General features: G+C 71.3%; 4 protein-coding genes. 3 read left to right on the top strand and 1 reads right to left on the bottom strand.

The window, feature by feature from the left end; genetic code table 11:
• The first annotated feature begins 29 nt into the window (after nt 1-29).
• Nucleotides 30-779: a thioesterase II family protein gene (locus ORI60_RS40905; protein WP_266043383.1), complete on the top strand. Its 750-nt coding sequence runs from the start codon at nt 30-32 to the stop codon at nt 777-779.
• 53 nt (nt 780-832) lie between these two features.
• Here the strand turns inward: ORI60_RS40905 and ORI60_RS40900 are convergent, their stop codons facing one another.
• The gene (locus ORI60_RS40900) at nt 833-3,712 is read right to left on the bottom strand and encodes a BREX system ATP-binding domain-containing protein (protein ID WP_266043382.1); all 2,880 of its coding nucleotides are present in this window, start codon (nt 3,710-3,712) and stop codon (nt 833-835) included.
• 1,098 nt (nt 3,713-4,810) lie between these two features.
• Between ORI60_RS40900 and ORI60_RS40895 the strand changes: the two genes are divergently transcribed.
• Together ORI60_RS40895 and ORI60_RS40890 are read left to right on the top strand one after the other, a co-directional pair.
• Nucleotides 4,811-6,151 carry an acyltransferase domain-containing protein gene (locus tag ORI60_RS40895; RefSeq protein WP_266043381.1) on the top strand — a complete coding sequence of 447 codons (1,341 nt, stop codon included), beginning with the start codon at nt 4,811-4,813 and terminating at the stop codon, nt 6,149-6,151.
• Entirely contained in the window at nt 6,148-11,766 is a 5,619-nt protein-coding gene (locus ORI60_RS40890; RefSeq protein WP_266043380.1) for an SDR family oxidoreductase, read from the top strand. Before ORI60_RS40895 ends, ORI60_RS40890 begins: the two co-directional genes overlap by 4 nt.
• Nucleotides 11,767-11,796: the final 30 nt, after the last annotated feature.

Here is an 11,796-nt window from a genome sequence, read left to right as displayed (position 1 = left end):
CCCAGCAGCACGACCGGAAGAGGAAGAGCATGGCGAACATCGTCCAGGGCGACCGCTGGTCGAGGAAGTTCCACACCACCTCCGAGGAAGCTCCGCACCTGGTCTGCTTCCCGTACGCGGGCGGCTCCGCCGGGTGGTTCGCCCGGCTCAGCGCGCACCTCGCCGGGGACGTCCGGGTGTCCTCGATCCAGTACCCGGGCCGCCTGGACCGCCTTCACGAGCAGCCGATCGGTGACCTGCACGTGCTGGCGGACGAGGTGGTCGCCGCTCTGGACACGAGCCGGCCCGTGTCGCTCTTCGGGCACAGCATGGGTGCCGTGGTGGCCTTCGAGGTGGCGCGCCGGCTGCAGGCGGCCTCCGTGCCCGTGCCACACCTGTTCGTGTCCGGCCGTTCGGCACCACACCTGCTGCGCAACGCGGGCGTGCACCTCATGTCCGACGACGACCTGATCACGGTGATCGAGTCGCTGGGCGGCGTCCCACCGGGTGTCCTGCGTGACGCGGAGCTCCGCGCGATGGTGGTTCCGGTGGTGCGCAACGACTACCGGGCGATCGAGACCTACCGGTGCGCACCCGCCGCGCTGATCACCGCACCGATCACCGCACTGGCCGGCACCGACGATCCGCTCGTGCCCGTGCCGGCCGCGAGCGAGTGGACGCGGCACACCACGGGGACCTTCGCCATGCATGAACTACCAGGGGGACACTTCTTCCCGGTGGGCCAGTGGGAGACCGTCGCGGCTCTCGTGCGACGCCGGCTGTGCGGCGAGGTCTTCTGAACGCCGGAGAACCGTTGTGGTGGTGCAGTGTTCGATGTGCCTGCTTTCCAGGGTCAGGTGCGGGGGACGAGGCCCGCGAGCGCGGAGGACAGCTGGGTGCGCCGGCGCACACCGAGCTTGCGGTAGATGTTGGTCAGGTGGAATTCGACGGTGCGTCGCGAGACGGTGAGCCTGTGAGCGATCTCGTCGTTGGAGTTGCCTTCGAGGACCAGCGTGGCGACGCGGAGCTCGTGCGGCGTGAGCGCGAGTGCGGTGAGCCGGGCGGCGGGTGGCGCGGCGTTGGTCGGTGCGGGGTGGTGCGGGACCGGTGTGTGCGGCGCGGTGGAGGGGGTCAGGCCGGCGAGCCGTCGATCCGGCTCCACTTCGACGCCGCACTGCCGGCCGAGCTCCTGTGCTTCCGCGAGGTGGTGCCGGGCGGTGTCGTGCTGTCCCTTCTCCCACCTCGTGGCGGCGAGTTCCAGCAGTACCTGCGCGTGCAGCATGCGCGCGGGTGACCGGCGCAGGACCGAGTCGGCCTCGGTGAGCCACGGGGTGGCGGCGGTGCCGCCGGTCGCGATGCCCACGGTCAGCAGCGCACGGCCGATGGCGGTCGGTGCGCCCCACCCCCGTGCCAGCGTCAGCTCCTGCAACGCCAGGTCGAGTGCGGGCTTCGGTTGTCCGAGTCGCAGGTGGGCCAGCGCCGCGAAGGACCGCCAAGGGCGCACCGCCGGGTTGGGCCTGCCCCAGGACTGGAACCGTTCACCGCATTCGAGCTGGTCGGCCAGCGCCCCCTCGGTGTCGCCGAATTCCATGCGCGCCGCGCCCCTGGCGTGCAGAAGTGCGGTGTGGTGCCAGGTTCGCGGCAGGTTCTCGGACCTGTCGAAGGGCGCGAGCGCGTCCCGCACGGCATCGAGCTCGCCCAGCGCCAGCTGAGCGCGAACCCAGGCGTCGGTGGCGTAGACGTGTCCCAAGTGGTCCGAGGGCAGTTTCGCCGTCCGTGCGGAGGACAACGCGAGCTCCGCGTCTGCGGCGGCTTCGGTGAACGACCCCTGGTGGTGGTGTGCCCGCGACCGCAGCGAGTGACCGATCAGGGTGATCAACGACAGCTCCTGCCGATGAGCCTCGAACAGGATCTCGTCGCAGTGGCGCAGCACGAGCTCCGTCTCGTCGGCGCGCAGCAATGCGTTGAGCACTCCGAATATCCGCTGGGGGTGCTGCAGCACCGAGGTCGCACCTCCGGACAGGGCCGCGAGCGCCGCCTTGCGGCACAGGGCCAGCTCCTCGCCCCGGTTGCTGGTGTCTTCGGCGATCAGCCCCGCCAGCCTGCGGCCGAGCTCGTCACCGCGGCGCCACTGCCGCTCGTCGAACTGGCGGAAGTCCACCTGCCCCGCCTCCGGGGCGGGTGCGGGCACGGTGATGCGTTCCTGCAGGCGCACCACCTCGACGGCCGCGGGGAACTTCGGTTCGATCTCGCTCATGACCCGGTGCAGCACCTCGCTGGCGCTGTCGTAGGCACCCTCGAAGTAGAGGATCTCCGTGAGCCGGCAGGCAGCCGCGAGGGCCTCCTGGGGATCGTCCAGCCCGATCATCCCCTCCTCCAGGTGGACCGCCGCCATGCGCGGGTCGAAGAACGTCTCGGCCAGACCGAGCCGCAGCAGCAGGTCCTGCCTCTGCGCGGCGGAGAGGTCCTCGTCGAGAGCCCTGGCCAGCAGCCGCGCGCCGAAGCGGGCGTCGCCCTCGGCGATCACGGTGCCGGCGGCGGTGCGCAGCGCCTCGACCGCCCAGGCACCCGACGGGGACGGCGTGTGCAGGACGTGGCGTGCCACGGCCAACGCGGGTGCCCGCGTGTGGTGCAGGAACCTCGCGGTCCTGGCGTGCAGCTCCTCGCGCTCCCGGTAGCCGATCGCGCTCCAGATCGTGTTCTTGATCACCGGATGCGCGAACGCCAGCTCGCCGTCCGGTGTGAGCACCCCCATTCCTTCGAGCTGCCTCGCCCGCTGGGTCGCCTCGCCGTCGTTGATGTCCATGACCGCGGCCAGCAGGGCCAAGTCGGACGGCTCCACGACCGCGACCACCTTGGCGAGGTCGACGAGCTCGGGCGACTGGCGGTTGAGCCGTGCGAGCAGCGACTGACCGAGCTTCTCGCATTCGGGGCGCAGCAGGTCGTTCGCGACGTCCGCCTCCGGCGGCACCGACCGTTCCCGCATCACGCCCAAGATGTGCCGCGTCACCGTGGGACAGCCACCGGTGGCGTCGACGAAGGCCTGGGTGAACTTCTCGTCCGGTGTCCGCCCGAGCATCCGCTCGGTGAGCTGCGCGACGTCGGACGAGGTGAAGAACGCGAGCTTCATCCGTTCGGAGTAGATCTCCAGCTCCGCGATCAGCAGGGGGTCGGTCGCCAGGATCCCGGGGGTGCGCGTCACGAGGATCACGACCGGGAGCTTGACGACGCGGTGCACGAGGTAGTTCAGCCAGCGCAACGACTGCACGTCCGACCACTGCACGTCGTCGATGGCCAGGAACAGCGGTGCGCGCTGGGCGGACTCCATCGTGAAGCGGTAGAGGTCCCGTATCGAGCGGTGGGACTGGAACTCGCTGTCCTCGACCGCATCGGCGGTGAGGTGCCGGGAGACGAGGTCGTACCAGTCAGGTGCGGCTTCACCGTCCTGACCGGGCAGGAGCCGTTCGAAGAGCTGCTGGGCCACGGCGAAGGGCATTTCCTGCTCCATCAGCGAGGCCTTCGCCCGGCAGACCACGAACCCGCGCTCGTGGGCGAGCTCGCACGCCACGTCCAGCAGGGCGGTCTTGCCGATCCCGGGCGTGCCCTCGACCAAGAGTGTCGACGGGGTCGCTCGTTTCGCCGATTCGAGGGCCTCGACGATGCGTTCCCACTCCGCACCGCGACCAACGAGGACGGCACCGCTGCCCGAGTGCTGGTGTGCGTCGGCGACCATTTGTGCGCTCCGTAGTTGTCAACTAAGCCAATCGGGTGGTCTTTGTTTCAAATCGGTCCGCGTCGGCTTGCTGCCGATTCCACGGCACGAGTACCCAGTCAGTCAAGTTCTTGATCCTCCGTGTGTCGTGAATACTTTTCGCAACCGAATCTCCAGGTGAGAATCGCAACCGAATCTCCAGGTGAGAACGACCTGGGTGCACCTGGACGGGCGGAGAAAGCCGCACTGGATGTGCAGCCCTTGGGATTGACCTCATTTGTCACGGGGACGACCCCGCCCGACGCATTCGTACGGGCCCGTTCGAATGGTTGTGGGCGCGATTGTCGAGTGGCGGAACATCCCTCCGCGGCTTTCCCGTGGTGTCCCGATCGGATGGGCGGATCAGTGAGTCGGCAGGTTCACGCCGTGGACAACCGCAGTTGTCCTGATCGGTGATCGTTGATGTGCGTCACTCTCCCGCAACGAGCTGAGCTGGTCGTTCGATCCCGTATGAGCGCGTGGTGGCACCGTCATCGCTGGTGAGCGGTCATACTCCCGCCCTGGGCGCTGTGGCCTTCCGGGTGACGGCGATCGGACTGCGGACTTCCGCAGTCCGATCGCCGCGAAGCTGTTTAATCTCGATTTCGTCCTGTTGGGAGGATGGTCGAGAAGGAGCGCGGTGCCGGGTGGCGGTCGCACGGGCCGCCGGAGATGCCGAGAAAACATCGGTGACAGTGGTCACTGGTTTTCGGCAGATGCGCACCGGTCGTCGGGACCTCCGTCCGTGTTCTCGCCTGCAACGGCACTGGTTGCCGGGGAGAATAGTTTGGCGCCGACCGCGCGAACGGGTGCGATCCGCTGTTCGGAACGCGTGGTCGTGGCGGTGCGCACACGACTGACATTCTGTCGGCCAAGCGATGTCCCGGCTTCTCCCGGAGCTGGCCCTCGCCTTCCCCCGGTGCTCTGAAACCCGTTTTCCGCTCCATCGTGAGGATCATCATCGTGTCTCATTCGTCGTCCGCCGAGCCGGTGTTCCTGTTCCCAGGGCAGGGTGGGTACCTGCCCGGTTGCCTTTCCCGCGTGTGCGCCGGCCGTGCACTGCCGGCCGTTGTCGGACAGGTGGACGCACTTTCGCTCCGGTACGGCGGACCCACGATCTCCGGTCTGCTGGAGGGCGCGGACGCGCCGCCGCTGGACACCCTGCTGGCCAGTGACGTTCCTGCCCTGAGCCTGGCCATCTTCGCCACCGAACTGGCCGTCCTCGACCTCGCCCGCGAGCTCGCCGGCGTCACACCGGGTCTGGTGATCGGCCACAGCTTTGGTGAGTTCGCGGCGTTGACCGCGGCGGGAGCCCTGGACCTGGCGGACGGGGTGAGGCTGGTGATCGCCAGGGACCGCGCGCTGCGCGCCGCGAGCGACACCGAGGGAGGAATGGTCGCGTTGCGCGTCGGACGGCAGCGGGCGGACGCCGTCGTCGGCTCCCTGGCCGACCGCGGTCTCGCGGTCGCGGCCCACAACGGCTACGACCAGGTCGTGGTGTCGGGCCCGCACGAGTCATTGGACCGGCTGACGGCGCTGGCGGGCCTGCTCGGGATCGAGGCGACCCGTCTGCGCGTACCTTACCCGTTCCACAACCGGCTGCTGGGGGAGGCGAACCGGCTGTTCGAAGCCGACGTGGCCGGGGTCCGGGTGCGCGCCCCGAGGGTGCCGATGTACTCGCCCGTGCTGGGCCGTCACGTCGACACGGAGCAGGACGGCCGCGAGATCCTGACCAGCCACCTCGAACGGGAGGTCGGCTTCCTGTCGGCGCTGGTGTCGGTGCGGGGTGACGGGTTCACCCACTTCCTCGAGTGCGGTGCCCGCGCCGCCCTGACCGACCTCGTGAACGCGAACCTGCCCGGAGTGCGGACCGCGGCGCCGTTGCGGCAGCGCCGGACGTTCGACGAACTGCGCGGCGTCTTCGCCGCGTTCTCCAGCACGGAGGCCGGGGCGGACGCGGTGCCGGCGGCGAGCTCCTGGACGGCCGCGCCACCGGTCGTGAGTGCCGGATCGTCCGCGTCGCCGGCCGCGATTCCGGGAACGGACGTGCCCTCGGTCGAGCAGGCACGGCCGACCGCACCGCAGGTCGAGCAGGCCGTGGCTCCCGCCGCTCCCGCTCGCACGACCGAGCCCGTGCCCGTCGAACCCCCGCCTTCCGGCGCCGGGGACGTCACAGGCCTGGTGGACGAGCTGCGCACCCTGTACGCCTCGGCTGTCGGTTATCCGGAAGAGGTGTTCGAAGCCGACATCGAGCTCGAGGCGGACCTCGGCATCGACTCCATCCGGCAGACCGAGCTGCTCCAGCGGGCTCGGCAGAAGTACGACCTCCCCGAGGCCGACATCCGGATCACCGACTACACCACCCTGGAGTCGATCGCCGGTCTGCTCACCGAGCTCGGCGCCGGGCGGGTGAGGGCGTGAACAGTCCCCGTGCAGGCGCTTTCGCCGACCGCATCTGCCTGGTGACGGGAGGGTCCAAGGGACAGGGCCGGGCCATCGCGCGAGAACTGGCTCGCGGCGGTGGCCATGTGATCGTGAACTGGTTCCACGACATCGATGCGGCGCGGCAGACCGTCGCGGACATCCTCGCGGAAGGCGGCTCCGCGGAGCACCTGCGGGCGAGCGTGGCCAAGCAGGACGCGGTCGAGGAGATGTTCGCCGAGGTCGCGCGTCGGCACGGCCGGCTCGACGTGCTGGTCAACAACGCCGCGCGCGGCGTCTTCGAGCCCGGCCACGTGCTCACCGACCGCGACTGGGAGAGGGCGATCGACACGAACGTCCACGGTCCCCGCCGTTGCTGTCGTGCCGCGTTCCCGCTCATGAAGGAACGCGGCGGCGCGATCGTGAACCTGGGGTCGATCGGCACCAGCGTCGTCATCGACAACTACAGCTGCGTCGCCGTGTGCAAGGGCGCCCTGGAGCAGCTGACGAAGTACCTCGCCGTGGAGTTCGGTCCGCACGGCATCCGCGTGAACATGGCTTCCGCCGGCATGCTGGTCAGCAAGACCGTGGAGCTGTTCCCGCGCAGCGAAGAGGTGCTGGAGGCGACGGTCGCGGGCACCCCGCTCGGCCGGCTGGGCACCGTGGAGGAGCACGCGAAGCTCGTGGCCTTCCTCGCGTCGCCGGAGGCGTCCTGGATGACGGGGGAGAACGTCGTCAACGACGGCGGGATCCGCCTGGGAGGCGCGCTGATCCGCGCCGGGGGCACGTGGGGCGATGCCGCTCGCCCGGCCGCTGCGCTCGCCGGGCCCGGTGTGCCGGTGGACAGTGCGTCCGCGAATGCCCCTGACCGCGTTTCCGAAGCTGCTTCCGGCAGCGCGCCCGTACGCGCGTCCAACAGCGTGCCCGTCCGCACCTCCGGCCGCGCGGCCGGGAACACCCCTGACCGTGCGGAGGACGACGGCGCCATCGCCGTCGTCGGCATGGGGCTGGTCGTCCCCGGCGCGGAGTCGCCCGAGCAGTTCTGGGAACTGCTGCGCACCGGCGAGCCCGCATTCAGCGAGCCGGGGGACCGCTATCCGCAGGACACCTTCTGGGCCGGCGATCCGGGCGATCGCGATCGCACGTACGCGCGCACCGCGGGCTTTGTCCGGATGGGACGGCATGAGGACGTCGCTCCCGACGCCAGCCTGTCGTCGTCCTGGCTGCGTCACGCTCTGGAGCAGGCGTTGCCGGACGGGCCGTCCTCCCGTTCGTCGCTCTTCATCGGCGCCTGTTCCGACGGTGACCAGCACTTCGAGCAGGCCATGGTCGTCGAGGGGTACGCCCGCCTGCTCGCCGAGAACTGGCCCTCGCCGTCGGGCCCGGACGCGGAACGGCTGCGCCCGGTGCTGCGGGAGCGCTACCGGCTGGCCGCGGGCAGCCCCGAGGACCACCTGCCGGACGGGGTCGTGCGCAACGCGGTGCGCGGCCTGCTGCCGGACACCACGCCCGTCACCGTCGTGGACACCGCGTGCTCCTCGTCGCTCTACGCCATCGACCTGGGCGTGGCGGCACTGCGGGAAGGCAGCACCGACCTGGCGCTGTGCGGCGGCTACTTCATGGTCACCCCGCGGTTCAACGTGCTGTTCAGCAAGCTCGGCGGCCTCAGCCACCGGGGCGCGGTCAACGCGTTCGACGGTTCCGCGGACGGCACGCTCTTCTCCGACGGCGCGGCGGTGGTGGCACTGCGCCGGCTGGCTGACGCCCGGCGCGACGGCCAGCAGGTGCTCGGCGTGCTGGCGGGGTTCGGCGCCGCGGCCGACGGCCGCGGCAAGGCCATCGCCGCTCCCAACCGCCGCGGGCAGGAACTGGCGATCGCACGCGCCGGGCACGGACGGGAGCGCCACCCCGTCTGGGTGGTCGGGCACGGCACCGGCACCCGAGCCGGTGACGAGGTCGAGCTCGCCGCGCTGAACGAGTCGGCGGCCGGCCGGGAAGTGCTGTGCACCAGCAACAAGTCCCTGATCGGGCACACGGGGTGGGCCGCGGGCGCGGTGTCGGTGATCCACGCGCTGCTCGCCCTGCGCCACGACGTTGTCCCCGCCCAGCGGCCACAGCCCGGTGCGGCGGCGACCGCGGAGCACATCACCGTTCCCATGCGGGACACGCCTTTGCCCGCCGGACCGCGCCTGGTCGGCGTCTCCGGATTCGGTTTCGGCGGGACCAACGGCCACCTGTTGCTCCGCGACGAGCCAGGTCCTGGCGAGTCTGTGCCCGCCGCACGGCGGCCCGCGATGGACGACCGGATCGTCCTGGTCGCGTGGAGTGCCCACCTGCCGGGCGCACCGGCCTCGGCCGAAGTGGCGGCGCGCCTGGGCGACGGGCGAGCTCCCGCTGACGACACCGGCTTCCCCCTGCCCTACCCGGCGCCGGAGTGGAAGGTGAGCAGGCTTCCCGCCGCGGTGTCGGACGCCGTCGACCGCACCCAGCTGATGGCGTTGGACGTGGCCGAGCGCTTCCTGGCCGAGCACGGGCACCTGTGGGAGGGGCGCGAGGAGACCACCGGTGTCGTCGCCGCGCACTACGGGCCGACCCTGTCCTGGTACCAGTCGGCGCTGCGCTGCTACGCCGACGACCTGCTCGCCGTGACACCGGGCGAGCTCGATCCGGACGAGTACGCGGAGGCCGCACGAGCCGCTGGCCGCGCGGTGCGGGCGGGAACCCCGGAGTTCACTCCGGACACCCAGCCCGGTCTGATGGGCAACGTCATCGCGTCGCGCATCGCCAACCGCCACAACCTCAACGGCGCGGTGCAGCTCGCCGACGCCGGACCGGACGCCACCGCGCACGCGCTCCAGACGGCGGTGCGGCACCTCCGCGGCGGAACGCTGGACCTGGCGCTCGTGCTCAGCCTCAACGGCAACAGCACCGACGAACTGCGTGCTCTGCTCGGTCGCGGTCCTCTCGGCGAAGGGGCCTTCCTGTTCGCCCTGGCGCGGGAGAGCACCGCGGCGGCCGCGAGGTGGCCCGTGCTCTGCGAGATCTCGGTCGCCACCGGGGGTGCCGAAGCCCGAGCCCCACGGCCGGTGGACTACCTCGGCGCCAATGGCGCGTGCGACCTCATCGGCGAGCTCGCCCGGCTGCGCGAGACCCCCCGCGTGGTCGCCGGCGGCCCTTCGGCGCCGGGGATCGTCCTGACACCGCACCGGGCCACCCGGCCTGCGCCGCGCAACGAGCGCTATGTCTGCACCTACGTCGAAGAACCGGCTCCCGACGCCGAGTGGACCACCGCTCCCGGGTCGGACTGGCTCGTCGTGGTGCAGCCCGGATGCGAGGAATCGGTACCCGCACGGGTGCGGGAGTCCGGTGCACACGTCCGCGTGCTGGACGAAAGCGCACCGGTCGAAGCCCAGTTCCCCGACGCCGCGACGGGCGCGGGCCGGTTCAGCCACGTCCGCCTCTTCGCCTCCACCGGTGGGTCGGCGCCCGGCGAAGCCGTTCCGGAGGGAACCCTCCGCGCACACGAAGCGCTGTTCCTCGCGGCGAAGTCGTGCCGCGACCGGATCGACGCCGGTGGCTCGCTCGGCGTGCACCTCGTCGACGAGCTGCGCAGCGGTGTCCCGCACTCCTCCACCGGCCTGTTCACCGGCATCGTGAGCAGCCTCGCCTGGGACCTCCGCGGCGCGCGGCTGGCCGTGGTGATCAGCTCGGAGGCCGGCGGCTGGGAGACCCTGAACCGGGAGCTGGCCGGGTACCGCGGCTATCCGGCGGTGCTGCACCACGACGGTGTGCGGTTGCGCACCAAGCTGGTGCCCGCGCCGCTCGACCTGAGCTCGAACGTGTCGCCGCTGCGACCGGGATCGGTGGTCGTGGTCACCGGCGGCGCGCGGGGGATCACCGCCGCCTGCGCCAAGGAACTGGCCGCGCGCACGCCGCTGCGGTTGTGGCTGCTGGGGTCGTCCCGGCTGCAGGACGTACCGGACGAGCTGCTGGACGCCGGCGCCGAGCAGCTTCCCGGCCTGCGGGCGGCCTTCCTCCAGGCCGAACGCGCCCGCACCCCCGGTGCCACGGTGCGAGAGGTCATGGCCCGGTTCGACCGCCTGCTCAACGCCCGCGAGTCGCAACGGAACCTGCGGGAACTGCGTGCGCTCTGCGGTGAGGACGCGGTCGACTACCTCACCTGCGACCTCACCGACGCCGAGGCCGTCCGCTCGACCGTCGAGGCGATCCGGCAGGTCACCCCGGACGTCGACCTGCTCGTGCACGGCGCCGGCCTGCACAACGGCGGCGACATCTCGCGGTTGACGATCGACGGGCTGCGGCACGTCCGCGGGGTCAAGGTCGACGGCTACCGCAACCTCAAGGCCGCGTTCGGCACCGCCCAGCCCGCCCAGTGGTGCAACTTCGGCTCGGTGGCCGGCCTCGTCGGACTGCCCGGCGAGACCGACTACGCGCCCGGCAACGACTTCCTCCACGGCGCGGCCCGCCAGGCGGCGCTGGTCCGCGGCGCGGACGAGCGCACGCTGATCTGGCCGATCTGGGCGGAGATCGGCATGGGCGGATCGGAGCTGATGCAGGGCAACAACGAACGGGCGGGGATCATGGCTCCGCTCGCCCCGGCGGAGGGTGTCCGGCACCTGGCCACCGAGCTGAGCACGCCCTCGGTCGCCCAGCCGCTGGTGGCGTTCCTCAACGCGAAGGAACGCGCGACGTTCGGCGAGCAGTTCCCCGGCTTCGTGCACCCGGTGCCGGAACGCACCCGGTGGATGCTCGGCACCCCGCACCGCATCACGCGCGCCGCCACCCAGTGGTTGCTGGACCTCGGTGAGCGCACCGCGGGTTTCCTGGTCGACCACACGGTGAACGGCAAACCGACCATGCACGGCACCGGACTTGCCACCATCGCGGCCGAGGCGGCGACGGCGGTGATCCCGGGCTCGCCCGTCCGCACCCTGGAGAACCTGCGGTTCTCGGCGTTCGTCGCGCCGAAGGCCGGGCCGGGCAACCCCTACCGGGTGACCGCGCGGCTCGACGGCCCGGACCGCGTGCACGTCCGGATCACCAGCGACGTGGTGGACCGGCGTGGCCGGGTGCTGCGCGCGGACCGCGAGCACTTCGCGTGCGACGTGGTGCTGGGCTCGCTCCCGGTTCCCCCGCCCGCACGCAGCGTCGTGACCGACCGGCTGTCGGAGGACCCGTACTACCGCGAGGACAGCGCGGTGGTCCTGCGCGGGGTCTACCGCGCGAGCACCGACGGCAGGGAGGGCCCGGACGGCACCAGTTCCGTCTGGGTGCTGGTCCAGGCCGGTACCGAGGCCGACCACGCACTCCTGGAGAACCCGCCGGTTCCCACAGTGATGCTGGACGCGCTGGCCCGGACCCGGTTGCTGCGCACCGACGGCAACGGCGTCCACCTGGTCGCGGTGCCGCGCTTCATCGACCGCATCGAGTTCTTCACGACCGGAAGCGACGCGACGGTGAGCAAGTCCCACCCGGACGGCATCCGGCTCATCCACGTCGACGACGCGAACGTCGAGGAGGCGGTGAGCGCGGACGGGCGGGTCCTCATCCGCATCTCCGGTTGCGAGACGTTCGACGTAGGCGACACCAGCTGAGCGCGACGGCCCCGATCACCGCGATCGGGG

This window comes from Lentzea sp. NEAU-D7 (assembly GCF_026242055.1).
Taxonomy (GTDB): Bacteria; Actinomycetota; Actinomycetes; order Mycobacteriales; family Pseudonocardiaceae; genus Lentzea.
Note: the sequence above shows the minus strand (reverse complement) of the source record. Positions and strands in the feature narration are given on the sequence as shown.

Coding starts and splice junctions, on each gene's coding strand:
- ORI60_RS40905 (WP_266043383.1), top strand. CDS start 30: ATGGCGAACATCGTCCAGGGCGACCGCTGGTCGAGGAAGTTCCACACC.
- ORI60_RS40900 (WP_266043382.1), bottom strand. CDS start 3,712: ATGGTCGCCGACGCACACCAGCACTCGGGCAGCGGTGCCGTCCTCGTT.